Annotated in this window: 22 protein-coding genes; 6 read left to right on the forward strand and 16 right to left on the reverse strand. The window is 59.2% G+C overall.

Translation table 11 applies throughout. The features are described from left to right. Positions 1-131 precede the first annotated feature (131 nt). Positions 132-470 carry a hypothetical protein gene (locus tag AAFM46_RS04705; protein ID WP_343319857.1) on the forward strand — a complete coding sequence of 113 codons (339 nt, stop codon included), beginning with the start codon at positions 132-134 and terminating at the stop codon, positions 468-470. A gap of 105 nt (positions 471-575) precedes the next feature. Here the strand turns inward: AAFM46_RS04705 and AAFM46_RS04710 are convergent, their stop codons facing one another. The 4 genes from AAFM46_RS04710 to AAFM46_RS04725 all read right to left on the reverse strand — a co-directional run bounded on the left by AAFM46_RS04710 (position 576) and on the right by AAFM46_RS04725 (position 4,391). After that, positions 576-800, reverse strand: coding sequence for a hypothetical protein (locus tag AAFM46_RS04710; RefSeq protein WP_283530298.1), 225 nt, complete (start codon positions 798-800; stop codon positions 576-578). Between the two features lie 84 nt (positions 801-884). Then, entirely contained in the window at positions 885-1,592 is a 708-nt protein-coding gene (deoC, locus tag AAFM46_RS04715) for a deoxyribose-phosphate aldolase (protein WP_343319859.1), read from the reverse strand. A gap of 84 nt (positions 1,593-1,676) precedes the next feature. Next, positions 1,677-3,479, reverse strand: a complete 1,803-nt coding sequence (locus AAFM46_RS04720; protein WP_343320356.1) for a phospho-sugar mutase — start codon at positions 3,477-3,479, stop codon at positions 1,677-1,679. Between the two features lie 90 nt (positions 3,480-3,569). Continuing rightward, positions 3,570-4,391 (reverse strand): purine-nucleoside phosphorylase, encoded by an 822-nt coding sequence (locus AAFM46_RS04725; RefSeq protein WP_283530293.1) that lies wholly within the window; start codon positions 4,389-4,391, stop codon positions 3,570-3,572. Between the two features lie 99 nt (positions 4,392-4,490). On the opposite strand from AAFM46_RS04725, the gene AAFM46_RS04730 reads away from it, so the two are divergent. Both AAFM46_RS04730 and AAFM46_RS04735 read left to right on the forward strand, forming a co-directional pair. Further along, complete coding sequence (locus AAFM46_RS04730) at positions 4,491-5,918, forward strand: NAD(P)H-quinone dehydrogenase (RefSeq protein WP_343320358.1); 1,428 nt, start codon at positions 4,491-4,493, stop codon at positions 5,916-5,918. Between the two features lie 311 nt (positions 5,919-6,229). Continuing rightward, the gene (locus AAFM46_RS04735; RefSeq protein WP_283530291.1) at positions 6,230-7,639 is read left to right on the forward strand and encodes an MFS transporter; all 1,410 of its coding nucleotides are present in this window, start codon (positions 6,230-6,232) and stop codon (positions 7,637-7,639) included. A gap of 58 nt (positions 7,640-7,697) precedes the next feature. Here the strand turns inward: AAFM46_RS04735 and AAFM46_RS04740 are convergent, their stop codons facing one another. The 6 genes from AAFM46_RS04740 to AAFM46_RS04765 form a co-directional block, all read right to left on the reverse strand. Next, positions 7,698-9,512 (reverse strand): biotin carboxylase N-terminal domain-containing protein, encoded by a 1,815-nt coding sequence (locus AAFM46_RS04740; protein WP_343319861.1) that lies wholly within the window; start codon positions 9,510-9,512, stop codon positions 7,698-7,700. Positions 9,513-9,784: 272 nt separating this feature from the next. Beyond that, positions 9,785-10,102: a transcriptional regulator gene (locus tag AAFM46_RS04745; protein WP_343319863.1), complete on the reverse strand. Its 318-nt coding sequence runs from the start codon at positions 10,100-10,102 to the stop codon at positions 9,785-9,787. Next, positions 10,099-10,542, reverse strand: a complete 444-nt coding sequence (locus AAFM46_RS04750; protein ID WP_343319864.1) for a hypothetical protein — start codon at positions 10,540-10,542, stop codon at positions 10,099-10,101. The genes AAFM46_RS04745 and AAFM46_RS04750 overlap by 4 nt, the downstream gene beginning before the upstream one ends. 148 nt (positions 10,543-10,690) lie before the next feature. After that, positions 10,691-11,302 carry a Maf family protein gene (locus AAFM46_RS04755; RefSeq protein WP_343319865.1) on the reverse strand — a complete coding sequence of 204 codons (612 nt, stop codon included), beginning with the start codon at positions 11,300-11,302 and terminating at the stop codon, positions 10,691-10,693. 325 nt (positions 11,303-11,627) lie between these two features. After that, complete coding sequence (locus tag AAFM46_RS04760) at positions 11,628-12,044, reverse strand: DUF779 domain-containing protein (protein WP_343319866.1); 417 nt, start codon at positions 12,042-12,044, stop codon at positions 11,628-11,630. A gap of 188 nt (positions 12,045-12,232) precedes the next feature. Further along, a complete protein-coding gene (locus AAFM46_RS04765) occupies positions 12,233-13,756 on the reverse strand; it encodes an aldehyde dehydrogenase family protein (protein ID WP_283530277.1) in 1,524 nt (507 codons plus the stop codon). Positions 13,757-13,937: 181 nt separating this feature from the next. Here AAFM46_RS04765 and AAFM46_RS04770 point away from each other — a divergent pair, with 181 nt between their 5' ends. Next, a complete protein-coding gene (locus AAFM46_RS04770; protein WP_343319867.1) occupies positions 13,938-14,327 on the forward strand; it encodes a hypothetical protein in 390 nt (129 codons plus the stop codon). A gap of 84 nt (positions 14,328-14,411) precedes the next feature. Here AAFM46_RS04770 and AAFM46_RS04775 read toward each other — a convergent pair whose 3' ends face one another. The 5 genes from AAFM46_RS04775 to AAFM46_RS04795 all read right to left on the reverse strand — a co-directional run bounded on the left by AAFM46_RS04775 (position 14,412) and on the right by AAFM46_RS04795 (position 21,278). Continuing rightward, positions 14,412-15,689, reverse strand: a complete 1,278-nt coding sequence (locus AAFM46_RS04775) for a GAF domain-containing protein (protein ID WP_343319869.1) — start codon at positions 15,687-15,689, stop codon at positions 14,412-14,414. Between the two features lie 172 nt (positions 15,690-15,861). After that, positions 15,862-18,528, reverse strand: a complete 2,667-nt coding sequence (locus tag AAFM46_RS04780; RefSeq protein WP_343319870.1) for an MMPL family transporter — start codon at positions 18,526-18,528, stop codon at positions 15,862-15,864. 50 nt (positions 18,529-18,578) lie between these two features. Then, positions 18,579-19,205: a TetR/AcrR family transcriptional regulator gene (locus AAFM46_RS04785; RefSeq protein ID WP_283530268.1), complete on the reverse strand. Its 627-nt coding sequence runs from the start codon at positions 19,203-19,205 to the stop codon at positions 18,579-18,581. 106 nt (positions 19,206-19,311) lie between these two features. Beyond that, entirely contained in the window at positions 19,312-19,692 is a 381-nt protein-coding gene (locus AAFM46_RS04790) for a YbjQ family protein (RefSeq protein WP_343319871.1), read from the reverse strand. 128 nt (positions 19,693-19,820) lie between these two features. Beyond that, on the reverse strand, positions 19,821-21,278 hold the full coding sequence (locus AAFM46_RS04795; RefSeq protein WP_343319872.1) for a dicarboxylate/amino acid:cation symporter: 1,458 nt from the start codon (positions 21,276-21,278) through the stop codon (positions 19,821-19,823). A 247-nt stretch (positions 21,279-21,525) separates the two neighbouring features. Between AAFM46_RS04795 and AAFM46_RS04800 the strand changes: the two genes are divergently transcribed. Next, positions 21,526-22,518: a DUF559 domain-containing protein gene (locus AAFM46_RS04800; protein WP_343319873.1), complete on the forward strand. Its 993-nt coding sequence runs from the start codon at positions 21,526-21,528 to the stop codon at positions 22,516-22,518. Positions 22,519-22,619: 101 nt separating this feature from the next. On the opposite strand, the gene AAFM46_RS04805 is transcribed toward AAFM46_RS04800, so the two are convergent. Continuing rightward, positions 22,620-24,335 carry a DUF885 domain-containing protein gene (locus AAFM46_RS04805; protein ID WP_343319875.1) on the reverse strand — a complete coding sequence of 572 codons (1,716 nt, stop codon included), beginning with the start codon at positions 24,333-24,335 and terminating at the stop codon, positions 22,620-22,622. A gap of 191 nt (positions 24,336-24,526) precedes the next feature. Between AAFM46_RS04805 and AAFM46_RS04810 the strand changes: the two genes are divergently transcribed. Next, positions 24,527-26,305, forward strand: coding sequence for a molybdopterin-dependent oxidoreductase (locus tag AAFM46_RS04810; protein ID WP_343319876.1), 1,779 nt, complete (start codon positions 24,527-24,529; stop codon positions 26,303-26,305). Positions 26,306-26,342: the final 37 nt, after the last annotated feature.

The following is a 26,342-nucleotide window of genomic DNA, read 5'->3' on the forward strand; positions in this document are numbered from 1 at the left end:
CCCCGGCGCAATATTAGCAATATCAATAGTCGCGATTTACGGGGGAGTGACGCAATGTCAATGAATCGACTGCAACACAGAACACCGCTGCTGACAGGTTGCTTGGCTTATGCCACGGCCGGGTTGCTGCCATGAGAGCGCCACGAGAAAATGACAATGCCACGAGCAGCAACCCTGAAATTACACCAGAAAGTCTGCGACCGCTGACTCTTGTAGGCCAAAGACGAGTGCGTCAATCCCGCGCGCAGCAACACCAACAAGTTTCGGGGGAGATCGTTGAGCTCGTCGTGGAGCTCAAGGACAAACTAAGGGATTACCTGGCCTTGAACGCCCTGAGCCCAACCAGCGGATCAGCGCCAAACGATACCAGAGACGCCGTTAAGTGGATGGAAAATACCATTGAAGATTTGCTGGCCACAGTGGTAGGCGTTGAGGCCACCACTGCCCGCACAGATGCCGGCCATCCCTGAACCGGGGCAGGCGTAGAAGGTTAGTGACGCCGTCGTTCATTACAAAAAGACCCGCACCAAATGATCCAAGGATCATTTGGTGCGGGTTACTTTTGTTACAACTACTTACTCACCAGCGGAGTTGGAGCGGCCCATGATTGTTACAGGGACAAAGATGGCCAGCGTGCACAAGCCCAGACCAAGACCGGCGGGCACAAACGCGTGCGCAAAGCTCTCCAGGGACCAGTAGGAGAAGGCAAAGATTCCGCCAAGAAACAAGGCGAAGAAGATAACAAACAAGACGACGGACTGCACAAGATCATTCTCGCGGCGGTAGCTACCGTTGGACACGGTTCCTCCTTACCCCAAGGTGGGGAACTGGGTGGGGTGCACCGGAGAGCCGGCGCGCTTATCTACCCATGATCTTAGTACGGATTAATACGAACTGGTGCCTGCACCGCCGGTGACGATGGCAATGCCTGAACTGGTGCCAATCCGGGTGGCCCCGGCGGCGATCATTTCAAGTGCTTTTTCGCGGGTACGCACGCCACCTGATGCCTTCACACCAATGTCCGGGCCCACGGTTTGACGCATGAGCGAGACGTCGGAGGCATTGGCGCCGCCACCGTTGAAACCTGTCGATGTTTTCACGTAATCGGCCCCGGCTTCCACCGCGGCTTGGCACGCCAGCACCTTTTCAGCGTCGCTGAGCAGGGAGGTCTCAATAATGACCTTCAGCAAGGAATCTTCACCGTGAACCACCTCAGCCACAGCGGAAATATCAGACACGAGCGCTTCCTTATCCAGTGCGCGGGCGGAGGCGATGTTGATCACCATGTCAATCTCATCCGCGCCGTCCATGGTGGCCCCGCGAGCTTCAAACACCTTCACATCAGTGTTGTGGGTACCCAGCGGGAATCCCACCACTGTGCAGGTCAGCACCCCTGATCCCAGCAACGCCTTCTTGGCCGTTTCTACCCAGACGGGGTTGACGCAGACAGACTTGAAGTGGTGCTCGGCTGCCTCTTTGCACAGCTTCAGGATCTCTTCCCGGCTGGCCTGAGGCGCCAGAAGGGTGTGGTCAATGTAGGCGGCCAGATCGTCAGCGGCGTTATTGGCCGTGAAGGGGCTGTTGGGTGTCATGATGAGTACCTTCCCAAGTGCGGTTGTAGACCTACTATGGTGCCACATGAGTTCGTGAAAACCGCGTGGGCGCTGTTGCTGCGGTTAGCTGGCTGCCAGTCCCAGCGCCGCTTTTGTGTCCTGTACGACGGCGGCCAAGGCCCGGTTGGCTTCCTCCCGGGCTGCACTAAGCTGGTCTTTATCTGCCACGGGCACTATCACCTCCAGATAACACTTGAGCTTGGGCTCGGTGCCGCTGGGGCGCACAATCACCCGTGTGCCATTCTCCGTCAAGAATGATAAACCGTCGGTGGCCGGCAGCTCGGGTGATCCCTGCGCCAAATCAGTGAACTGTGCAACCTCTGAGCCATCAAAGCTGAGAGGAGGTGCAGCCCGGAGCCCGGCCATCATGTCCGCTATGCCTTGGGGGTCCTCAACTCTGATGCTGACCTGAGTGCTGGCATGCAAACCATGAGCTAACGCCAGCCCATCCAGTACGTCAAAGAGCGTGCGCCCGGCAGCCTTAAGCGCGGCAACCATCTCGGCAATGAGCAACCCTGCCGAGATCCCGTCCTTGTCCCGGACCAGCTCCGGCGCCACGCAATAGCCCAGCGCCTCCTCGTAACCGAACGTCAACTGGGGAACTCGCGAAATCCATTTGAAGCCTGTCAGCGTCTGGACGTGGCGGTACCCTGCAGCTGCAGCAATCTTGGCCAGCAGTCTGGAAGAAACAATGGAGTTGGCGAACACCCTTGTTTCTGCGCCACTTGGGTCCTGATCCCTGACGACCATGTGGGCACCCAGCAGGGCACCCACCTCGTCCCCATGAAGCTGACGCCATTGACCAGTATTTGGATCCAGGGCGCCCACTGCGGCCCTGTCGGCGTCGGGATCGTTGGCCAGGACCACGTCTGCGCCCACCTCCCGCGCCAAAGCAAACGCCAGGTCCATGGCTCCGGGCTCTTCCGGGTTTGGGAAGGTGACAGTAGGGAAATCGGGATCAGGGGCGGACTGCTCGGGAACGGCGTGAACGTCGGTGAAGCCGGCGTTGTGGAGCACATCCATGGCCGTCTCATGCCCCACACCGTGCAGGGAGGTATGGACAATTCTGATATCCCGGTCAGGGAAAACAGCGCTGTCAGCCAGGGCCACCACCGCTATCTTGTAGCGTTCAACAAACTCGGGGTCCAGAACGCTCCACCCATTGGGGGCCAAGGTGATGGAGGAGGTTTCGCCGATTTCGCCGGAGTTCGCTACCGCCTTGATGTGCCCGGCGATGAGCGCATCATGCGGAGCCACAATTTGTACGCCGCGGGCTTCTGCCTCCACGGCCCGGCCACCAAGATAGACCTTGTAACCGTTGTCCCTGGCCGGGTTATGGCTGGCCGTGACCATCACGCCTGCTTCACACCCCAGAGAGCGCACAGCAAAGGCCAGAACAGGGGTGGGCAGCGGTGCCGGCAGCAGGAACGTCTCAATCCCTGCCGCGGTGAAGATAGCGGCAGTTTCCTGGGCAAAGTCCGCTGAGTTGTAGCGGGCATCAAATCCCACGACAGCCCTGGGCTGGTAGGTGAGAGAAGACGCGAAGGAGGTTCCGACGTCGTCCGGGGCCTTTTGGGCCAGTTCCTCCTGGGCCTGATCCTTGTGGGCCTGATCCTTTTGGGCCAGGGCCAGCAGGTGAGCGGCCACCCCGGCAGCGGCGCGGCGCACCACCACCTTGTTCATCCGGTTGGGACCAGGACCCATGGCCGCCCGCAGACCCGCCGTGCCAAACTGCAGATCGCCGGCAAAACTATCAGCCAGCTCGGCAGCGTCGGAGGGATCCGTGCTGGCGATCAAGGCCTGCAATTGCGCGGCGGTGGCCGGATCGGGGTCATGGGTGGCCCACTGCGTAGCGGCCGTCTTCAAGGCCGCAGCCTCGAGCGCAGCATTGGACTCGGAGCGGAACTCATTAAGATGTCTCACGAGACAAATGTAACCGGACTTCGGGGCGAACTCCTATAATTTGGCAATCACGTCTGCCAACAAGGCTGAAATCCTGGGCCCGGCAGCTTCGCCCGCGGCAATGACCTCACCATGGCTCAACGGTGTGGGACTGATCCCGGCAGCCAGATTGGTGACAAGGGAAATGCCAAAAACTTCCATGCCTGCGGCACGGGCGGCGATGGCCTCCAACGCCGTAGACATGCCAACCAGATCAGCGCCAATACGCTTGGCGTACTGCACCTCCGCCGGGGTCTCATAATGCGGGCCGGTGAACTGCGCGTAAACACCCTCATCAAGGGTGGGATCCACCTCGCGGGCCAGCGCACGCAACCGTGCTGAATATAGATCCGTCAGGTCCACGAAAGTGGCGCCCTCCAGCGGAGAGGCCGCCGTGAGGTTGATGTGATCGCTAATCAGCACAGGAGTGCCCGGGGCCCACGCCTCATTGAGGCCACCGCAACCGTTAGTCAGCACAATGGTGCTTGCTCCTGTGGCAGCAGCCGTGCGCACGCCGTGAACTACTGCACGCACTCCGCGGCCCTCATAGAAGTGGGTGCGGGCACCCAGCACCAACACGTTTTTGCCTGCAGGGGTGCGAATGGATGTCAATGAACCTGTATGCCCCACCACGGCCGGCGCGGAGAATCCGGGCACGTCAGCGGCATCCAGAACTGCCGTGACCTCACCAATGAGACCGGCAGCTTCACCCCATCCCGAACCCAGCACCACGGCTAGGTCATGGTGGGCAACTCCTGTGTGTTGTGCAATGTAGGCTGCCGCATCGCGGGCAAGATCGCTGGGGTCAGTGTGGGCCAAGGCCTGAGAATTAGTCACGGAACCAACATACCGGCACAACGCGCTGCGGCGCACTGTTGGGCCCTGTTGCCTTGGCTAAGTTGGTGCAAAGTCTCCGCTAGGGAAGAATGGATGATTGTGACGAGCCAACCAGATATCATTAATCCCTTTGCCCTCCCCAGTCTGGCCATCCTTGGCGGCGGTCCAGGCGGCTATGAAGCCGCCATGGTGGCTGCCTCAATGGGGGCCAAAGTGACCATTGTGGAACGCTCCGGTGTAGGCGGTGCGGCCGTTCTAACCGATGTGGTCCCGTCCAAAACGCTGATCGCCGTGGCTGAGGCCATGAACCGCAGCGTTGACTCCACTGAGATGGGTGTGAGTTTCAACGCCCAGGATGGTGACCCCAAGACGGTCATGCAGGCCGATCTGAAGCACATCAACGAACGCGTGATGCTGCTGGCCCGTGAACAGTCCACCGATATTCGGCGCGGGCTTGAAGCGGTAGGAGTCAAAATTGTCATTGGCACCGGCCGGCTCCTGGATAACAGGACCATTGAGGTTGACCGCGGAGAGTCCAAGGAGATCATCAAAGCTGATGCGATTCTGATCTCCGTGGGCGCCCACCCACGGGAGCTTGCCACCGCCCAGCCTGACGGGGAACGCATCCTGAACTGGACGCAGATTTACGATCTCGATGAACTGCCCAAGGAACTCATTGTGGTGGGCTCCGGTGTCACGGGTGCGGAATTCGCTTCTGCGTTCAACGGCCTAGGCTCGAAGGTCACCTTGATTTCCAGCCGTGAGCAGGTGCTGCCCGGTGAAGACTCTGACGCCGCGGCCGTGCTTGAGGACGTCTTTGAACGGCGTGGCCTGCGCGTGCTCTCTCGCTCGCGCGCAGAGTCGGTAGAACGCACCGAGAACGGCGTCACTGTCACGTTGGGCGATGGCAGCAAGGTCACCGGTACGCATTGCTTGGTCTGTGTTGGCTCCATTCCAAACACCACCGACATTGGTTTGGAAGCTGCCGGTGTTGAAGTCACGCCCAGCGGCCACATTAAAGTTGACGGGGTTTCCCGCACCAGTGCATCCAACGTCTACGCGGCGGGGGATTGCACGGGCGTGTTTGCGCTGGCCTCCGTGGCTGCTATGCAGGGCCGGATCGCCGTAGCCCACCTGGGTGGCGATGGTGTGCGCCCACTGAAGCTCAATCAGGTCTCCTCCAATATCTTCACATCCCCTGAGATTGCCTCCGTGGGCGTCTCGGAAGCGGATCTGGCCTCGGGTAAGTACCAGGGGGATGTTATCAAGCTGTCCCTGCAAACCAACGCGCGGGCCAAGATGAGAAACGTCAATGACGGGTTCATCAAGATCATTGCCCGTAAGGGTTCTGGCACAGTAATTGGCGGCGTGGTGGTGGGCGCTGGCGCCTGTGAACTGATCTTCCCGATCGCCCTGGCCGTGACCCAGAAACTGCACGTGGATGACGTTGCCAACACCTTCACCGTGTACCCGTCCATGTCAGGCTCCATCTCCGAGGCCGCCCGGCGCCTGCACGTGCACATGTAGCACTTGGACTCCTGCGCACCGTTGAGTGCTGGCGTGCCGCTACGGTGAGCGCTGCGGCACCTGGCCACTTCACGGTGCGCAGAAATCGAAGTGGCCGCCAGCAGCGTGTCCACATAGTGAAAAGATTGTCCAGTGGGTGGACGCAGGGTCTAGGATTAAAAGCCGCAGAGCGAATTAAACCGTCCTGCCGCTACTATTTACCCGCTAATCTCTAGATTTCTGTTAGCTTGGCTATTTATGCATGAGACACAGATCACGCATAAATGGACTGTTCGAATATGAGCGGCAGGGCCCCTAGAGAAAGCCACCCCATGAGCACGCCTGAAAAAGCGGAGACAGTGGAGAACCCACAGGTCAACACCAAAGGCCGGGTCATTGTTGCCAGCCTTATTGGCACCACCATTGAGTTTTACGATTTTTATGTATACGCAACTGCAGCAGTGCTGGTCTTCCCGGCACTATTTTTCCCCAACGCTGACGCTGCCACAGCCCTGCTGAGCTCGTTTGCGATCTTTGGTGTGGCCTTCGTTGCCCGCCCACTGGGATCGATTGTCTTTGGCCACTTTGGTGACAAGGTGGGCCGCAAGGGCACCCTGGTGGCATCCCTGCTAACAATGGGTATTGCCACGTTCTTGATTGGCTGCCTGCCCACGGCACTTGTGCCCGGTTGGGTGTTCTGGGCCCCGGCCCTCCTGGTTGTTATGCGCTTCATGCAGGGCCTTGCGTTGGGTGGGGAGTGGAGCGGTGCCGCACTGCTGGCTACCGAGAACGCTCCTGCCGGCAAGCGCGCCATCTGGGGAACTTTCCCTCAGCTGGGTGCTCCCATCGGTTTCATCCTGGCCAATGGCATCTTCCTTGCTCTGAGCTTCGGCCTGAGCACAGCCCAGTTCCAGGCGTGGGGCTGGCGCATCCCGTTCCTGCTCAGCGCGGTCATGGTCATCATTGGCCTGTACGTGCGCTTGAAGCTGGTTGAAACCCCGGCCTTCCAGCAGGTTGTTGACCAGGGGCACGTCTCCAAGCTGCCTGTTGGCCGCGTGTTCAAGACAAGCTGGCGTCCCCTGATCCTGGGCACCTTCGTTATGCTGGCCACCTACGTTTTGTTCTACCTGATGACAACGTTCACGCTCTCCTACGGCACCACGCCGGCAACTATTGAGGCCGCGAAGGCCAAAGCGGAAGCCGCTGGCAAACCCATGGGTGCCGATGCTATTGCTTCATGGGTCCCCGGACTTGGCTACACCCGCAACGAATTCTTGATCATGCTGATCATTGGCGTGGTGTTCTTTGGCATCTTCACCCTTGTCTCAGGACCTCTGGCCGAAAAGTTTGGCCGACGCAAAACGCTTTTGTGGGTTACCAGTGCCATCATCGCCTTCGGCCTAGTCTTTGTACCGCTGTTTGGTGCAGGCCTGGCAGGCGTCATGACACTACTTATCCTGGGCTTCACACTGATGGGGCTGACCTTCGGGCCCATGGGGGCGTTGCTCCCTGAACTGTTCCCCACCAATGTCCGCTACACGGGATCCGCCATCAGCTACAACATGTCAAGCATCTTGGGTGCTGCTGTTGCCCCGTTCATTGCGGTGGCGCTCTGGCAGTCTGCTGGCGGCAGCCCGGTCCTGGTGGGTATTTACCTCTCCTCCATGGCGGTCCTGACCTTGATTGCGTTGCTGATCATGAAGGAAACCCGCGACCTGGATTACACCTCCAACCTCACCTAACAAGGCGTTAAACTAAAGCGGGTCCCGAGCGTCGCTCGGGACCCGCTTTAGTTGGTACTTAGTCTTCGATGGATGCCAACACGGCACCAGCAGAAACTGTGTCACCGGCGGCCGCGCTTAGACCGGTGATGGTCCCGGCCCGGTGCGCCGTGAGGGGTTGTTCCATCTTCATGGCCTCCAGCACTACCACCAGGTCACCTTCTGAGACCACATCGCCGTCCGCCACTGCCACCTTCACAATGGTTCCCTGCATAGGGGAAGTCAGTGCGTTGCCGTTGGCTGCCGCCGGGTTGGAGGAGCGGTTGCGCCCGGCCTTCTTGGCCTTCTTCGCGCCGCTACTGTTGCCATTGCTGGAAGCGAACGACGCCGGGAGGGTCACCTCAAGCCGTTTGCCACCCACCTCAACGGTCACGCTTTGGCGAGTTCCGGCGTCGTCCGCTGAGCTGGAAACACCCGTGAGATCGAAGGCGGGGATGGTGTTGTTGAACTCGGTTTCGATCCAGCGCGTGTGAGTGGTGAAGGGGGTGCCGTCGGTGGGGGCGAAGGCGGGGTCGATCACCACTGCGCGGTGGAAGGGCAGGACTGTGGGCAGGCCGCCGACCTGCATTTCGCTCAGCGCGCGGCTGGAGCGTTGGAGGGCCTGCTCGCGGGTGGCGCCGGTGACGATCAGCTTGGCCAGCATGGAATCGAAATTCCCGCCAATGACTTCGCCGGCGGTGATGCCTGAATCGACGCGGACGCCGGGGCCTGTGGGCAATATCAGGGTGGTGACGGTGCCGGGGGCTGGCATGAAGCCGCGGCCCGGATCCTCGCCATTGATGCGGAACTCGAAGGAGTGGCCGCGGATCTCAGGGTCCCCGTAACCGAGTTCCTCGCCGCGGGCGATCCGGAACTGTTCGCGGACCAGATCGATCCCTGTCACTTCTTCGGAGATGGTGTGTTCCACCTGCAGGCGTGTGTTGACCTCGAGGAAGGAGATGGTTCCATCCGGGCCCACAAGGAATTCGCACGTGCCGGCGCCTGCGTAGTTTGCTTCCTTCATGATGGCCTTGGAGGCTTCATAGAGGCGCTTGTTTTGATCATCGCTGAGGAACGGCGCCGGTGCTTCTTCAACGAGCTTTTGGTTACGACGCTGCAATGAGCAGTCACGCGTGGAGACAACAACCACATTGCCGGCGGCATCCGCCAGACACTGGGTTTCCACGTGCCGGGGAGCTTCTAAGAAACGCTCCACGAAGCACTCGCCACGACCAAAAGCCGCCACGGCTTCACGGACGGCAGATTCGTAGAGTTCGGGGATCTCTTCACGAGTGTGGACAACCTTGATGCCCCGGCCGCCACCGCCGTAGGCTGCCTTGATGGCCAGGGGGAGCCCAAATTCATCGGCAAATGCCAGGACTTCCTGTGTGGATTCAACAGGGTTCTTGGTGCCGGGGACCAGAGGTGCACCGACCTTTTCGGCGATGTGGCGAGCCTGAACCTTATCGCCAAGAGCCGCGATAGCCGCAGGGGACGGGCCAATCCACGTGAGGCCGGCATCGATGACCCGTTGGGCGAATACGGCGTTTTCGGCCAAGAAACCATAGCCGGGGTGCACACAATCGGCCCCTGCAGCCTGGGCCGCAGCAAGGAGCTTGTCCATGACCAGGTAGGAATCGGCGGCCGTCTCACCGCCAAGTGCGAACGCCTCATCAGCCATGCGCACGTGGAGGGCGTCCCTATCCGGCTCTGCGTAGACAGCAACGGAGAGGATGCCTTCGTCGCGAGCGGCCCGGATGATACGGACGGCAATTTCGCCGCGGTTGGCTATCAGGACTTTGGTCAGCGGGGTTGCCTCCGCTGCATTGGCAGTTGCAGAGCGTGAAATGGTCACACGGGACTCCTTCTATTCTCAAACGAGCCTAGCGTGGATATGTCGATTTTCGGCACACATGAGACTGTTTATGCGTGTATGGACGGAATATTTTGTGGGTTTCCTACAAGAAAGTTCCTTTGTGACCCCGTCCCTGTTGGTACCGCCGCCAAGGCGGCTTGGCTGACTTGGCTGCACTCTGGCCCGGGGGCTTGGCTGACCTTCGGCCCGGGGGCTTGGCCCCGCTTCGAAATCGCGTGCGGGCTCCGGGGTATTTGCTACCCCGTTATCCGCTACCCGCCGGCAATCAGGCGCAGGGTGGCCAAGTGCTGCTCCCAAGCCTGAGTTCCCGAGGCTGTTAGTTTGACCGAAGTACGCGGAAACTTACCAACAAATGCCTTCTTGATATCAATATAGCCCGCTTTTTCCAGTGCCGAGAGTTGCTTGCTCAGCACCGAATCGCTGACCTGAATGGCATTGCGAAGGTCCTTGAAGTCCATGGTTTCAGTTCGTGACAGAGCTGCCGCAATGGAGAACCGCACGGGCTGATGAAGGACTTCGCTGAGTTCGTGGCGGGGGTGCTGCGCTGGGTTCTCAGATTGCTCCTTCATGCCCGCAGTTCCCTGAACGCACCGGCAAGACCGGCTGCTGCAAGCACCACGGCCGCAGTGATGTAGTACGCGAGGCTGCCGTGGGGAAAGGCCAGTGTTCCAATCAGCAGGGCCACAACGTACAAGCCCATGTAAATGGCAATTGATGACAGGAACCGTTTGGAGTAACCAGCCTTGGTGGTGCGCTGCATGAAGGTCCAGGTTAGTGAGGTGAAGATGGCCCAGAAAACAACCGACATGCTCATGAGCGCGGCGCCGTACCCTGTGTGGGCAACAATGTGCAGTCCAATCATGAGTAGGGAGCCGAAGATCGCCAGGCTGTTGAAGATCATTGCAGTGGGCCATCCGGTGTTGCTGATGGCTGTGCTGCTGATGCCGTCAGCCCTGGCCAGGAGCGCCCGCGCCTCTTCTGCCGAGAGGGAATTGTTGCCCTGAGTCATTGGGAGTACCTTTCATGGAATGGTTCGCTAAATGGTTCGCTAAATGGTTCGCTGAACCGATTCTAGAGAAGTACTTTCCATTACGTCAAGTACTTTCTCTAAATCCACTTCCCATTTGTGCTCTCGGGGGCTGTCGCGATTAGAAAGATCATGCCCATAAATCTGTGATTGACACGCCGGTTTTGGCTAACAGACGGCGAAGTGTGGAGATCGAAAGTCCCACAACCGTGTGGGGGTCGCCCTCAACACCACAGATGAACGCTCCCGCGAGACCGTCAATAGTGAATCCGCCAGCCACCGCGAGAGGTTCCCCGGTAGCCACGTAGGCGTCGATCTCGGCGTCGGACACGTCTTCAAAGGTGACCACAGCGCTGGTGACCTCACCGTGCCCAACGGAAGATCCGGCGTCGTCCAAGGAAATGAGCCAGTGGCCCGTGTGCAATACTCCTGACTTGCCGCGCATCATTTGCCAGCGTTCGCGTGCCACCTCCGGTTCCCATGGTTTGCCATAGGGCTCTCCCGCAAGTTCAAACACTGAATCGCAGCCCACAACAAGTGAGTTCGGGGCGTTCAAAGCAACCGATTCGGCCTTCGCGCGGGCCAGCAGGAGGGCGGTTTCGGGTGGTGTCAGGGGACCTGCAGCGGCGGTGGCGGCGTCCTCATCCACGTCGGAAACCATGACTGTGTGGGCAATGCCTGCTTCGCTCAGGAGTTTGGTGCGGGCAGGAGAGGCGGAGGCAAGCACGAGTGATTGGGTCATGCCTCAAGCCTAGACTTAGCCGGCCCAACTTTCCTGATCCGGCTTCCCGTCTCCAACTTTTCCGCCCCAGGCTTTTTCGCCTGCGACTTTTCTGCCTCAGGGGGCCTCGCCTATGCTTGAGGCTGGTTTGTGAACACGACGGAGGGAGGGGAACGAATGGAAATCGCCATGGCCGGCGCCATCGTGGTGGCCGTAGTGGCTGTCATTGTGCAAAAACGGCAGCAGTCTAAACGTAAGCGCAAATAGGCTTTATGCGTGTCATGATCTCCAATCTCAACCGGGGGGTTTGGGGTGTGCCTAGGGCGCGAGGCTTAGGGGACGGGGGCTAGGTCTGGGCGGGAACAAACCCGTCCACGAGCTTGGATCGGATCAGGAATCGTTTGCCTTCAGGGGCTTCAACGGAGAAGCCGCTGCCGCGTCCGGGAACAACATCAACGGTAAGATGCGTGTGCGACCAGTAGTTGAATTGTTCCTTGGACATCCAAAATTCCAGTGGTCCGCAGTCAGGAAGCTCAAAGAGTCCCAACAGGATGTCCGCTTCGGCTGTGATGAACTCTCCGGCCGGGTAGCACATGGGGGAGGAGCCGTCGCAGCAACCACCGGATTGATGGAACATTAACGGACCGTGCAAACCCCACAACTTTTGCAACAGCTCGACTGCCATGCCAGATAAAGCCACGCGTGATTTGCTCTCACCCGGGATGGTGATGGCGGCATCCAGAACATCGGCTGTAGTTGTCATTGCAGGGTTTCTTTTCTTCTCGGTTGCACGTGGAGTGAGCGCGCGACGACAAAAACACGACGTGGAGTGAGCGAGCGACGGCCAAAACACGACGTGGAGTGAGCGAGCGACGGCTAAAACACGACGTGGAGTGAGCGAGCGACGGGGCCGGGCACCGCTCTGAGTATTTGGGGTGCCCGGCGTCCGGTTTAGAAGAAGCCCTGCTTGTCCTCGCCGTGGCTGACCAGCAGGTTCTTGGTCTGCTGGTAATGATCGAGCATCATGGCGTGGTTTTCCCTGCCAATACCTGAAGACTTGTACCCACCAAAAGCGGCTCCAGCGGGGTAGGCGTGGTAATTGTTCACCCACACTCGCCCGGCCTGGATCTCACGGCCTGCACGGTAGGCCACATTGCCGTTGCGGGACCAGACTCCTGCGCCCAAGCCGTAGAGCGTGTCATTGGCAATGTGCATGGCGTCGGCGTAGTCATCAAACTTTGTCACCGCCAGCACAGGGCCAAAGATTTCCTCCTGGAAGATGCGCATATTATTTGTGCCCTCAAAAATGGTGGGCTTGACGTAATAGCCGCCAGCCAAGTCACCTTCGAGGATATTGCGCTCGCCACCGGTGAGGATCTTGGCGCCTTCCTGCTGGCCAATGTCCATATAGGAGAGGATTTTCTCCAGCTGATCATTGGAAGCCTGGGCGCCAATCTGCGTGTTGGTATCCAGCGGGTTGCCCTGAATGATGGCCTCGGTGCGGGCAATGGCGTCTACCATGAACTTTTCATAGATGGACTCCTGCACCAGCGCGCGTGAGGGGCAGGTGCAAACCTCGCCCTGATTGAAGGCATAGAGCGTGAAGCCCTCCAGTGCCTTGTCATAGAACGCATCCTTCTTATCCATAACATCCTCAAAGAAGACGTTGGGGCTCTTGCCGCCCAGCTCCAACGTAACCGGGATGAGGTTTTGGCTCGCGTACTGGCTGATGAGCCGCCCGGTAGTGGTCTCTCCGGTGAACGCGATCTTGCGGATGCGCTTGGAGGAGGCCAGTGGTTTGCCCGCCTCAACACCGAAGCCGTTGACCACGTTAATGACACCGGCCGGGAGAATGTCTGCCAGCAGTTCCATCAGGACCAGAATGGAGGCGGGGGTTTGTTCAGCAGGTTTAAGGACAACAACGTTGCCCGCCGCGAGGGCCGGCGCCAACTTCCACACCGCCATGAGAATAGGGAAATTCCAGGGGATGATCTGCCCCACCACACCGAGGGGCTCGTGATAATGGTAGGCAGTGGTGTTCTCATCGATCTGAGTGAGGCTGCCCTCTTGGGCGCGAACCACTGAGGCAAAGTAACGGAAATGATCGGCCGCTAGGGGGATATCAGCGTTGAGGGTTTCCCGGATTGCCTTACCGTTATCCCAGGTTTCGGCAACGGCCAGCAACTCAACGTTTTCATCGATCCTGTCGGCGACTTTATTCAAAATTCCGGCGCGTTCAGCGGCAGAAGTTTTGCCCCAGCTGGGAGCCACTTTATGTGCTGCATCTAGTGCTAATTCAATGTCCTCGGCCGTGCCGCGGGCAATTTCACAGAAAACCTTGCCGGTGACGGGTGTGATGTTCTCAAAATATTCGCCCTTAACCGGGGCAACCCACTCGCCACCAATCCAGTTCTCGTAGCGGTCCTTAAACGTGACCTTTGAGCCTTCACTACCGGGCTGTGCATAAACAGTCATGGTCTAACTCCTTTGCGTGGGGGACCTCAGCGTCCTTGGTTGGAAGCGTACGCGTGGGGAGGTTGCAAGCACGTTGCATGATCTGCCTCACACTGTATGAGGCAGATAAACGTGGCCTCGTTGCTCGGCTGGGCATTGCTCGGCTGGGCGTTGGTCGGCGGGGGATTGCTAGGCTGAGTAAATGGGGAACGAGATCTGGGTGTACGGGATAGCGGCACTGATAGTGCTGGTGACACTGGGAATTTTGTTGCTCGGCTGCCTGCTTTTACGGGCAATGGCCAGAGTGCGCAGTTGGAACTTTTACTTTGGCGCCGTGGGTATAGCACTGCTGGTCCTGATGTGGGCAGCCGCCAAAGTCAACCGACTCATAGGGCTCTCCGCGCAGGAGTGGGACTTGAGCGGGCCGGTGAGTGATCAGGAGGATATATACCTCTCGCTGTTTCTCAATGGTTCACTTTTCGCCATCGCTGCGGTGTTCATTGGCGGTCTCTTGCTGGGACTTCTTGGCTGGACTGCAGCCCGGGACCGGCACCAGCTTCAAGAACACGGCGAAGAGGCACGCGCGGGCTGACATGCGTGGGCCACTCAGTAACAGAGCCAGGGCCTAACGTTCCGGCGCCCCTTTTGCCCCTTGTATCTGTATCCGTGCCTGTGCCTAGTGTTCCAGCGGTTCTCTTTCCAGCGCCTGCACGTGGGCCACTATGGCGGAGCGCTTAGGTGAGCGCGGCGGGAGGAGACGCAACGCTGTGCGCCAGGCGTCGACGTCGTTCGCTACCTCGGGAAGCTGCAAGTAGGTCAGGAGCACCTCCGGACTGGCGTCGTTGAGGATGGCCTCGCGCAGTTGAACCGCAACCCGGTTCCGGATGGCCTCGATCTCCGGGGCTATGGAGCGGGGCATGACGGCGCCGCGGTATATGTTCAACGCCAGGCGATGCGCTCCGCGGTCAAGATAATTGCTGACCTGCTCAGCGTCCACCACGAGCGGGCGCGGCAGCCTATATGGCCGGGACGCCGGCACCAGCGTCGGTGCAACAGTGAGCAGTAACTTGCGCAGGCGCACCAACTCAGCACGGATACTGGTCAAAGAAGTGCCATCGGGGTAAATTTTCTCGGTGAGCTCCTCGGCGCTGAGACCGTGCGGGTACAAGGCCAAAACGGCCAAAATCTCGGTGTGCCGCTCACTGAGCGTGACGGCCTTGCCGGCAACATGGAGCAGGCCCTGATCGCGGCCCAGAAGCTGCAGAGAGTCACGGTAAAGCGGTTTAGTGGTGGCGGCAGTCTGGCCACGACGGCCGGCTGAACGCGAAGAACCCCGTTCCCCGGCATTGCTGGCCCGCCGTTCCAGACGATGGATGCGCAGCTGAGCCTCCGCGGCAGCCACCGTGGCTTGCACCAGCGAGAGCGTATTTGCCCCGACGGCGTCCGGACCTCCTGTAATGTCAACAACGCCCAAGAGTGAGCCGGAATCGGGATCGTGGACAGGAACGGCCGTGCAACTCCACGAGTGAACATCGGGGTTGAAGTGTTCCTGCCCCACGATCTGCACACTCTGGCCAAGCACCAGCGCGGTGCCCGGGGCGCTGGTGCCCACCACTGTCTCTGACCAATCGGCGCCCGTGGCGAAGTTGATGTTTTCACCGTTGCGCCGGGCAGGGGAGTCGCCTTCTACCCAGAGCAGGCGCCCATGCTCATCGCCCACGGCAACCAAAAGTCCTGTGTTGTGGCTGGGCTCAATCAGCAATTTGGTGATGACGGGCATGATGGCCGCCAGCGGGTGGTCACGGCGGAAATCGTTTAGTTCCCGGCTTTCCCACATGACAGGAGGCGGCCGCCCGGCAGATGAAGTCAGGGCGGCAAGGGAGCGTTTCCAGGATTCGCGCACCAAGTCCCGCATCTGTGGCGAGCCTTCACCAGAGGGGTGCAGCGGGGACATCAACTCTCCAAAACCAAGCAAGGGGCAATTGGCGGCTGGCGCTCAAGGCGAGAGACGTGCCGTGAGTCACAAGTGTAGTTCACTTGGTCACAGCCCGGGCAAGCAGAAGGCGGGCCGGGCCGAAGCCCTGCCCGCCTTCTGGGTGACGCCATGGGCGTCTCCTACGGTGGTGCTACTTAGCCGGCGCGCTTCCGGAAACGGGAGTTTCGGCGTCGTCCGTGGCAGTGATGGAAGCCAACTTGGCGCCTTCCACATCAACGTCGGGGAGGATCTTATCTAGCCACTTCGGCAGCCACCAGGCCGACTTGCCGAGCAGGTGCATGGTGGCCGGAACAATGGTCATGCGCACCACGAACGCATCAATCAGCACGCCAAACGCCAGCGCAAAGCCCAACGGGCGGACCATGGTCAGGTGGGAGAAAATGAACCCCGAGAACACGCTAATCATGATGATCGCCGCGGCGGTAACCACCGGGGCGGCATGCTTAAAGCCGGTCCGCACAGCCTGCTTGGCATCCTGACCATGGGCGTACGCTTCACGCATTCCGGAGGCAATAAACACCTGGTAATCCATCGCCAACCCGAAGAGCACGCCAATCAAAATAATCGGCAAGAAGCTCAGTACGGCTGCCGGATTCGCCACATCGAAGATCAAGCCCAGCCAGCCCCACTGATAGACGGCCACCACACCGCCAAAGGCAGCCACGAGGGAGAGCAGGAAACCGGCGGTTGCCAGCAGCGGGACCAAGATGGAGCGGAAGACCAGGATCAGCAGCACCAGGGAAAGTCCGACGACGATCGCCAGGTAAGGCGGAAGCGCCGCTCCCAGCTTTTCTGAGACATCGACGTTGGCGGCCGTTTGGCCCGTCAGCCCAATGCTGACGTCCAAATCTGAGCTGATGGTTGCTCCCTCAGCCCGCAGATCATGGATCACCTGGACGGTACTTTCGCTGGCGGGACCTTCTGCGGGGACCACTTGATAGACGGCGGTGCGCAGGTCCTTACTGACAGTGACAGGCACGGCTGCCTCAACATTTTTGACCTGGCGCAGCTTGTCAGCCACATCCAAATTCAGTGTTGTGGCGCTCGCTTCATCCAAGCCGGCAGGCAAGGAGCCAACCACAATGATGGGCCCGTTCATGCCTTCGCCAAAGTTCTTTCCAGTGATCGAGTACGCCTGGAAAGCGCTGGAATCGACAGGTTCAGAGCCGCCGTCGGGCAGGGCCAGCCGCAGTCCGGTGGCAGGAATGGCAATGACAACCAGAGCAATGACAGCACCCACCAGCGAGATGACTGGATGCTTTGTCACAAGACCGCCCCAACCGCGGGCGCTGCGGGCAACATCGGCCGCCTCATCAGCGTCAGCCTTCTGGGCGTTATTCATACCCACAAGGTTTGCGTTGTGCTTCGCGGTAGACAGGGAGTTCTTGGCCCAGGCCTTTTTGGAGATGAGCTTAGTGCCAATCAATGACAGCAATGCAGGTGTCAAAGTCAAGGCGATCAGGACTGAGACAGCAACCGTGGCAGCCGCGGCCAAGCCCAAGATGGCAAGGAACGGCAGGCCCGTGACGGAGAGTGCGGCCAGGGCAATAACAACTGTCAGCCCGGCAAAGGTCACGGCATTGCCGGAGGTGCCGGTGGCCTTGGCGATAGAGTCACGGACCCCCACACCCGCCAGAAGCTGCTGGCGGTGCCGGTTGACGATGAACAAGGAGTAATCAATTCCCACAGCCAGGCCCAGCATCAAGGCCAGCATTGGCGAAATGGAGGACATCTCAATAACGGTTGTCAGGGCCATCGTGCCACCCACACCAATGCCGACGCCCACAACGGCCATCAACAGCGGCAAACCGGCAGCAACAAAAGTACCCAACATGATCAGCAGGACGGCGGCGGCAACGGCAATGCCAACTACCTCAGAAATTCCGAACAGTTCGGAAACGTCTTCAACGATTTCCTTGCTGTAAGAGACACTGACGCCACTGGATTCCAAGGTGTTCAACCTGTCCTGGACCAGCTGGCGGTTATCCGGGGTCACGGCATTCATCGACTGGCTGAACTGGATCTGGCCAATGGCGGCCTTATTGTTCTCAGAGACAAAGCGGAGCCCGGCTGTGGCATCGACGGTGCGCTGGCCCGCGGTCAGTTCGGCCTTCTTGGCAGCCAGAGTTGCCTGGCCTTCGTCAAACTTGGCTTTACCGGCGTCGAACTGGTCCTTGCCGGCTTGCCACTGGGCCATGCCAGCATCCAGCTGTGCTTGCGCGCCAGCAACTTGTGCCCCTGCTGCCTGCGCCTGGGGTGACCCTGGCGGCAGTGCCGCTATCTGCTCCTTTTGAGCATCGAGCTGTGCTTGAGCGGCATCCAGTTTGGCCTTGGCAGCGGCTATTTCAGCGGCTCCAGCTTCCAATTTGGGGGCTTGTTCAGCGGCCTGTGCTTCTCCGTCCGCCAACGCCTTGGCGCCTTCTGCGAGCTTGGCTGCGCCGGCTTTCTGGGCAGCTGTTGTCAGGAACGGGTCTATGACATCTTTGACGGTGGGAACAGTTTTCACTGATTCAAGTGCGTCGGTGATGGCGCTTTCTTGGGCGGTAGTGAACGGTTCACCATTGGTGCTGGTGAATACCACAGAGCCCGTGCCACCGGAAGCTTCGGGCAGATCAGCCTTGAGCTTGTCCGCCATCTGCTGGGTCTCAGTACCGGGGATTTGGAAGTTGTTTGACATGGGGCCCATGAAAAGTACTGCGGCACCTCCCACCAAGCCCATGATCACGGCCCAGGCGGTGATCACCAGCCAGGCACGTCGAGCGGCGAACCGTCCCAATTTATAAAGCCAAAGGGCCATGGTGAATCCATTCTCTATAAGATGGCTGGGCGGACCCAGTCGATAAAAAACTAGTTATTGAAACCGTTACGTATGTGAGAGATTGTGCGTTCCAAGTTCGTGCGCAGCTGAGCCAATGACTCCGGGCTAGTACTGGTTCCGTAAGTTTGGGACCAGACCGAGAATGCTGCACGGCAACTACCCATGACGGCACCAACCAGGGCGCACAAATACAACTCATCTGTGCCTGCCGGGAGACGGCCCCGAGCTACTTCGGTGACTTTGAAGGTGCATTCCTCCCAAGCTTGCAATTGAAACCTGTCCAATTGGGGGTCTTGGGTGAGAGTGAACGTTTCGGCCAAAATGGCTAGATCGTGGGGGCTACCCACGGCGGAGAGCGCTATTTGGGCCGATTCAAGCAGTGACTCATCAACCGGCCGGGCTTCAAGCTCCACAATGACCTGATCCAGGTAGTTTTGCGTAAAGCTGGCAACAGCGGCTTCCACGGAGGAGAAGTAGTTGAAGAAGGTGCGTCGGGATACCCCGGCGGCGGCAGCAACGTCGTCGACCGTGAACGAGTTAACGCTCTGGTTGCGCAGAAAACCTAGGGCAGCGGTGGCGATGGCTTCACGCGTGGCAGTTTTGTTCAGCTCACGGCGCGAAGGCTGGTTGGGAGGGGGAGATGCGGGGGTGCTCACATGACTACACTAAGTGCAAGTTTGCACTTTGTGCAAACTGAAGGAGCGCCCGGAACCATGTGTTCCGGGCGCTCCGCTTCGCCGCTTGAGCTAGGTGCGCTGTGTCTTAGCCCTGCGGGTTTTGCGATAGATAAATCGACTGGCCTGTTGCGCCCGGCTGACCTTCAGCGAGCGGGATCGCGAAGACCGCTGTGCCATACGCGCAGACCTCAGTCCAGTTCCCGCCCATTTCGGAAGTGTCGAAGCGGGCGGCAACAATCGCATTGGCACCCTTTGATTGGGCTTCCGTGACCATCCGCGCCACAACCTCCTGCCGACTCTCATATAGGGCCTTTGTCATCTCAGGTAGTTCCCCGCCGCCGAGAGCCCGAAAGCTGGCGGTGAATTGGGCGCCAATATGCCGGGACCGAACCGTCAGGCCCATGACCTCGCCGAACACAGCATCAATTTTGTAGCCCGGGAGGTCGTTGGTGGTAACGATGATCATTGCTGTCCTTTAGCTGATGGGGCGCCAGCGGTGATGGATACCGGCGTAGGCTGCAATATTTACTGCCTGGTTCAAATCCTACGTGCGAACATTTGGGATCCGGGTTCCCTACACGCCTGCGAGATTACCTATGCATTGGCCGGTTCGCGCTTCGAATCGATCCCGTCCAAGCCTGAATCCAACGCTGCCACTAGATCATCGATGCTGTCCGTTTCAGTGTCTGGATCATCCGCGAAGGGATCGCCGTTGCGGGGAGCATTGTAGAGTCCCTCATCGAGGATGCCCTGGCGCTTGGCAACGATTGTGGGTACCAAGGCTTGGCCTGCAACGTTCACGGCTGTGCGGCCCATATCCAAAATGGGGTCAACGGCAAGCAGAAGTCCGACGCCGGCCAGCGGCAGTCCCAGCGTTGAGAGCGTCAGGGTGAGCATAACGACGGCGCCAGTGGTGCCCGCGGTGGCAGCGGAGCCAAGGACCGAGACGAGCACGATCAGCAGGTACTGGCCCAGATCAAGCTGAATACCGAAGAACTGTGCCACAAAGATCGCTGCAATGGCCGGATAAATGGCGGCGCAACCGTCCATTTTTGTTGTTGCGCCCAAAGGTACAGCGAAGGATGCGTAAGCGCGCGGCACGCCAAGGTTGCGTTCGGTCACACGCTGGGTTAGCGGCAGCGTGCCAATAGAGGAGCGGGATACGAAGCCCAGCTGAACTGCCGGCCAGACACCGGAGAAGTACGCCTTGATCGAGAGGCCGTGGGATTTGATCAGTACCGGGTACACGACGAAGAGGACAAGTGCCAGACCCACATAGATGGCAATGGTGAACTTCCCGAGGGAGCCGATGGTTGTCCAGCCGTAACTTGCAACAGCGTTGCCGATCAAACCGACCGTACCAATCGGTGCTAAACGGATTATCCACCAGAGCACCTTTTGGATGACGGCTAGAGCCGAACCATTCAGCTTCAGGAACGGGTCAGCTGCCTTGCCAACTTTCAGTGCGGCGATGCCGATGACGATGGCGATGACAAGGATCTGCAGAACATTGAAGTTCACGCTGGTGGTCAGGGCTCCGGACTCGGCAGCCTTGGTTGAGGCGCTCAAACCCAGGAAGTTGGAGGGGAACAGTCCAAGGAGGAAGGCCCACCAATCGCCTGACTTACCGGTGTAATCCGCGGGGGTCGCCGTGCCGGTGCCGGCGCCCGGCTGGAACAAAGTGCCCAAACCGATTCCGATGGTGACGGCTATCAGCGCGGTGATGGCGAACCACAGCAGCGTATTCCACGCCAAACGGGCCGCATTAGTGACTTGGCGCAGATTTGCGATCGAGGAGACCACAGCCGTGAAGATCAACGGCACCACGGCCGCCTTCAAAATAGAGACGTAGCTGGATCCAATAACGCTCAGTGTGGTGACCAGGCCGTTGGGGGTGGTCTCTGGATCGCCACCGAGCTGGCGCGCAATCAGGCCCAAGACCAGGCCGAGGATCAGACCGGCAATAATTTGAACGCCGAATGAACTTGCCCATTTGGGTAGCCTCGAGGCCTTGGGGGTAGTGGCCTTGGGGGTGGTGGCTGTAGATGTCATAAGGCAACGGTAGGCCGGGTGCTCTAGAGGCGGATAATTTGTGTTGCCCCTTGTTACGGATCTCAGAGGTGCCCAACGCCGCGAGTTGCCACATATGGTGTCCAGAAGCGCCCTGTGGACGCCATATGTGGCAACTCGCGAAGTTCCTCAGAGCGTTCTTGGCGCAGGAGTCGCCCGTTATCCACACATTCGAGTATTTTTTCTCTATGGCCCTCCACGGCGGATAGTAGTTGCTGTTAATGGGTGCATGGATAAGTTCAAACCACTTCCCTTGCACCTCTCAATCCGTCCCTTCACCATGGACGAGGCGAAAACCGCCGGAATCTCCCGAAGCAGGTCTCGGCGAAAGGACCTCTGGACGCCCTCACGGGGAATTCGAGTGCCCCAGGACGCGCCGCTTAGCCTCTTGGAAAGCTGCCGAGCGCACACGGCCGTGACGGCAAGGGGCATTGTCAGCCACGTGAGCGCGGCAACATTGCATGAGTTCTACTTGCCTCAGCGGCTTACACAGTTGCCGTGCATCGATGTGGCCACGCCCGTGGGTGCGCGCCAGCCCAGAAGAAAAGGAGTAACCGGCCATCTCCTGGCCCTGGGGCCCCATGATGTTATCCACATTGGCGGAGTTCCTGCCACCTCCGTGGAACGCACGCTCGTAGATATTGCGCAGCTGCTCAGTGTTGATGAATTGGTGGCCGTGAGCGATCAAATAATTTGTGAACATCGCAGGACATTTGGGCGTTTGGTGTGGCCAAAAGTTCAGCTGGAGGCGCTGGAACTTTATGTTCTCCAGCATGCAGGAGCTAGGGGAATGCGCAGGCTGCGGGCAGCGATGGAGCTAACACGTGTGGGCTCGGACTCACCTCGTGAAACCATGCTGCGCTTGATGATTGCCCGGTCCCCACTTCCGACTTTTGAACACAACGTAGAGATCAGGGACGCGGCCGGCCAAGGCAAAGTTGGTCCGGATTTGGCGTGTGAGGAGTACGTGACGTGCATTGAGTATGATGGCGGGCATCATTTCACCCGGGAGCAGCAAGTCAGGGACCATGACAGAGACTTCGTGACCGCATCTCTGGGCTGGCACCAAGTGCTGATCAACAATGACGATATCCGTGCAGGAGAATTAGTGGTTGTCACCAAAATTGCTCGGATGCTTAAACGTGGCGGCTGGCCGGATCCGACGAACCTGTCCGGGCGCTCGCTGCAGGGACGGCTGATGACGCGCAGAGACTTTCAGTGATCACCCACATCCTTGGCCGCGAGTTGCCACTTGTGGTGTCCAAATTCGCGATATGGACACCACAAGTGGCAACTCGCGGGCCATAGCGGGCCATAGTGGGCCTAGTTTCCGGCGGATGAGTCCAAAAGCGCCATTTTCAAGGTGTCCAGACCCACGGAGCCAAGGTTTAAGGCCTGGGTGTGGAAGTCCCGCAGCGAAAATTCGGAGCCGTCCCGTGTTGCTCGAGCGTCGCGGATGTCTTCCCACAGGCGCTGACCGAGTTTGTATGAGGGAGCCTGCCCCGGCCAGCCCAGATACCTGTTGAACTCAAAGTTGAGCTGGCCTGCTGAGATGTCCAAGTTTTGGCGCAGAAACTCTAGGCCCTTTTCGGCAGTCCACGTCCCGGAGCCCCACTGGGCAGGAATTTCAAAGCCCAAGTGCACGCCAATATCAAAGACGACGCGGGCAGCACGCATGCGCTGTCCATCCAGCATGCCCATTTTATCGCCCGGATCACGCAGGTAGCCTAAATCGTCCATGAGCCTCTCAGCATAGAGCGCCCAGCCCTCGCCGTGTCCGGACACCCAGCAAACATTGCGCCGCCAGTCATTTAGGAGAGCCGATTGGCGCGTGGCAGTGGCAACTTGGAGGTGGTGGCCCGGAACACCTTCGTGGTAAACGGTGGTGGTTTCGGCCCATGTGGTGAACGTATCCTCACCCTCAGGCACCGACCACCACATGCGACCGGGTCGCGAGAAGTCCTCGGAAGGTCCCGTGTAGTAAATACCGCCATCCTGAGTTGGCGCAATACGGCACTCCAGGGTGCGCATGATCTCGGGAATCTCGAACTGGGCCCCGGCCAAATCTGCCAAGGCGGTGTCGGAGAGCTTCTGCATCCAGGCCGTCAACGCGCCGGTACCGTGCAGGATGCGTTGCGGATCAGCGTTCAGAACAGCCTTGGCTTCCTCGATTGAAGCGCCCGGCTTGATCTGTTCGGCCACTGATTTCTGCTCAGCAATGATGCGGTCCAGTTCGGCCACACCCCATGCGTAGCTCTCCTCTAGATCTACTTCAGCCCCCAGGAACAACCGTGAGGCAAGGCTGTACCTGTCCCTGCCCACTGCATCGGCTGTGGGCGCCAAAGGCAAAAGTTCGGTGCGTAAGAAATCTACCAGGGTGCTGTAACTTGCACGGGCCAGCTCAGCGTTGGCGAGCAGCGCGGTGGTGAGTTCGGCTGGGAGGCTGGAATCGGCGTCGTCCGGAGAGGGCGAAGCATCCCGAGCCAGCGAAACGAAGAAACCATCTGCGCTGGCATGCCGTTCGCACTGCTCAATGACTGTGAGAACCTGACGGCGGGCAGCCACCAGATTAAGTGCTGCACCTGCCCGCAGAGAAGCGATATAGCCTTCGACGGCGGCGCAGACATTGGCGAGCCGGTCAGCAATGTGTCCCCAATCCGTGACCGTGGCGGTGGGCATGAGATCGAAAATAGCTCGGATACTTTGGGCGGGGGAAGCAATATTGTTCAAGTCCGCCAAAAGCCAACCACTGGCGTGCAGTTCAAGGTCAAGACCCAGGCGCTCGTTCATGGCGTGCAGGGTGACCCTGTCCACCTCATCGGTGGGCGTCAGGAGGGCCAGGGCTGCAAGAGTGTTGCGGGCGGCCTGAGCAAACGCGTCCAAACCGGCGGGGGAGTGATCTGAGTATTCGCTCTCATGCCCTGGCCGGCCCAGTTCTGTGGCAAATCCCGGATCTAAGGCCAGCAACGTCTCGGTGTAACTGTTGGCGGCATGGTCAATGGCGGTAGCGGCCCGAACGGCCTGCGCAGGTAAGCTCATGCCACCGAGCCTACCTGCCGCAGTTGGCTCCGCTACTCAACCAATTTGCCCACGACGCTCTCATCGCCCAACGTCATCAACGAAGCAGCCGCGCCAGGTGTCGAGATGACTGGCTCCTGGGACGGAAGTTTGTAAATTAATGGGGCGTTTAAGTCGGCTCCTATGCGCTCCTCTGGTGCTAGGTTCAGGACATGGACTCCTCTCAGGACGAACCGAACTCTCCCGCAGCAGACAACACACCAACAGTGCAGCAGAGCTTCCGCACCGAGCTTGTCAAAAAAGAGCACGATGTCGTGGACGCAGCGTGGGCCGGCGGTGTCCCACCGCAATTCGGTGTCGCCCCACGCATTCGGATTGGGAAGAACAAATGGTTCAATCTGCTCTGGTTGATCCCTATCGGTGTGCTCCTGCTCATTGTTGGCATCGCTGTGGCGAAGGGGTTGCGCGAACTCCCTGCGGTGCAGGACTTCATCACCCGCTACCCCGGCGAGTCCGAACTCCCGGGGAATGCCCCTGTCGGTTTTCCTGCCTGGCTCGGGTGGCAACATTTTCTTAACGCGTTTTTGCTGATCTTTATCATGCGCTCCGGTGTGACGATCCTCGCCGACCATCCACGGTTGTACATGACCCGTCACTCCACCCCAGGTAAGGATTGGTTTCGTATCCAGAAACCAATCCCAACCGATCCGCTCTACACGGCCAAGCAGGACTCCATCACCTTGCCCGATGGGGTGGGTCTTCCCGGTAGGCGGCACTCTATTGGGCTCGCCCGCTGGTGGCACTTGGGCGTGGACACGTTGTGGCTGCTCAATGGGATCATCTTCATGGTTCTACTCTTCATCACCGGGCAGTGGATGCGTTTGGTCCCTAGGAGTTGGGACGTGATCCCAAATTCCATCTCGGTCGCCATCCAGTATCTGTCGCTAAACTGGCCCATCGAAAATGGCTGGGTCAACTACAACAGCCTGCAACTCATGGCCTACTTCATCACCGTTTTCATCGCTGCACCGGCGGCGTTGATCACGGGGTTGGGGATGTCCCCGGCACTGTCCACCAGGTTCCGCTGGATCAGTTCCATCTTCAGTATCCAGATCGCCCGGACCCTGCACTTTTTGGTGCTGTGCTGGTTCCTGATGTTCATCCTTGTGCACGTGACGTTGGTCCTGACCACCGGTGCCCTGCGAAACCTGAACCATATGTACGGCGCGCGTGACGATGGCTCATGGGTTGGTTTCTGGATCTTTGCTGCGTCGCTGATCGTCATGATTGTTGCGTGGGTTGCTGCTTCCCCGCTCACCTACCGTTTCCCGCGAAAGGTCCAGAAAGTAGGCTATGCGCTGGTGGGACCGGCGCAAAAACTGTTCGAGCACATCGATGCTAAGCCTGGCCAGTACACCGAGAAGGACATTTCTCCGTACTTTTGGCACAACGGCAAATATCCAGAGACGGAAGAGTACAAGAAGCTGCAGTTGGCTGAATTTGCCGATTACAAACTGCGCATCAACGGCCTGGTGGAGAACCCGGTGGAACTGGACTTAGAGCAGTTGCGCGCGCTGGCCCATCACGAACAAATCACCCAGCACTTCTGCATCCAAGGCTGGTCAGGGGTGGCCAAGTGGGGCGGCGTCTCGATGAACACAATCCTGGAGCTGGCCAAGCCCAAGCCCGAAGCGAAGTGGGTTATTTTCTATTCGTTCGCGCTGGGCCCTGACGGCGGGATTTACTACGACGCCCAGCCCATCGAGCAGATGCACTACCCGCTCACCATGCTGGCCTACGAGATGAACGATGAGGACCTCTCCTTTGGCCACGGCGCCCCACTGCGTCTGCGCAACGAAGTTCAGCTCGGGTTCAAGCTCGTGAAGTGGATCAAGGGCATAGAGTTCGTTGAGCACTTTTCCGAGGTGGGCGGCGGGCAGGGCGGCTACAACAACGACCACGAGTTCTTCGGCTACCGCCAGTCAATCTAGGCCCAATTTGTATGGAAGTAGTGCCATGCGGGTGCGC

The sequence above is a fragment of the Arthrobacter sp. TMP15 genome, from assembly GCF_039529835.1.
In the GTDB taxonomy this organism is placed as follows: Bacteria; Actinomycetota; Actinomycetes; order Actinomycetales; family Micrococcaceae; genus Specibacter.

What these genes read in the sequence shown, in the direction of transcription:
- AAFM46_RS04780 (WP_343319870.1), bottom strand. Translation starts at nt 18,528, where the DNA reads ATGGCCCTTTGGCTTTATAAATTGGGACGGTTCGCCGCTCGACGTGCC.
- AAFM46_RS04760 (WP_343319866.1), bottom strand. Translation starts at nt 12,044, where the DNA reads ATGACAACTACAGCCGATGTTCTGGATGCCGCCATCACCATCCCGGGT.
- AAFM46_RS04795 (WP_343319872.1), bottom strand. Translation starts at nt 21,278, where the DNA reads ATGACATCTACAGCCACCACCCCCAAGGCCACTACCCCCAAGGCCTCG.
- deoC (WP_343319859.1), bottom strand. Translation starts at nt 1,592, where the DNA reads ATGACACCCAACAGCCCCTTCACGGCCAATAACGCCGCTGACGATCTG.
- AAFM46_RS04755 (WP_343319865.1), bottom strand. Translation starts at nt 11,302, where the DNA reads ATGACCCAATCACTCGTGCTTGCCTCCGCCTCTCCTGCCCGCACCAAA.
- AAFM46_RS04745 (WP_343319863.1), bottom strand. Translation starts at nt 10,102, where the DNA reads ATGAAGGAGCAATCTGAGAACCCAGCGCAGCACCCCCGCCACGAACTC.
- AAFM46_RS04805 (WP_343319875.1), bottom strand. Translation starts at nt 24,335, where the DNA reads ATGAGCTTACCTGCGCAGGCCGTTCGGGCCGCTACCGCCATTGACCAT.
- AAFM46_RS04735 (WP_283530291.1), top strand. Translation starts at nt 6,230, where the DNA reads ATGAGCACGCCTGAAAAAGCGGAGACAGTGGAGAACCCACAGGTCAAC.
- AAFM46_RS04775 (WP_343319869.1), bottom strand. Translation starts at nt 15,689, where the DNA reads ATGTCCCCGCTGCACCCCTCTGGTGAAGGCTCGCCACAGATGCGGGAC.
- AAFM46_RS04750 (WP_343319864.1), bottom strand. Translation starts at nt 10,542, where the DNA reads ATGACTCAGGGCAACAATTCCCTCTCGGCAGAAGAGGCGCGGGCGCTC.
- AAFM46_RS04790 (WP_343319871.1), bottom strand. Translation starts at nt 19,692, where the DNA reads ATGATCATCGTTACCACCAACGACCTCCCGGGCTACAAAATTGATGCT.
- AAFM46_RS04705 (WP_343319857.1), top strand. Translation starts at nt 132, where the DNA reads ATGAGAGCGCCACGAGAAAATGACAATGCCACGAGCAGCAACCCTGAA.
- AAFM46_RS04810 (WP_343319876.1), top strand. Translation starts at nt 24,527, where the DNA reads ATGGACTCCTCTCAGGACGAACCGAACTCTCCCGCAGCAGACAACACA.
- AAFM46_RS04800 (WP_343319873.1), top strand. Translation starts at nt 21,526, where the DNA reads ATGGATAAGTTCAAACCACTTCCCTTGCACCTCTCAATCCGTCCCTTC.
- AAFM46_RS04765 (WP_283530277.1), bottom strand. Translation starts at nt 13,756, where the DNA reads ATGACTGTTTATGCACAGCCCGGTAGTGAAGGCTCAAAGGTCACGTTT.
- AAFM46_RS04770 (WP_343319867.1), top strand. Translation starts at nt 13,938, where the DNA reads ATGGGGAACGAGATCTGGGTGTACGGGATAGCGGCACTGATAGTGCTG.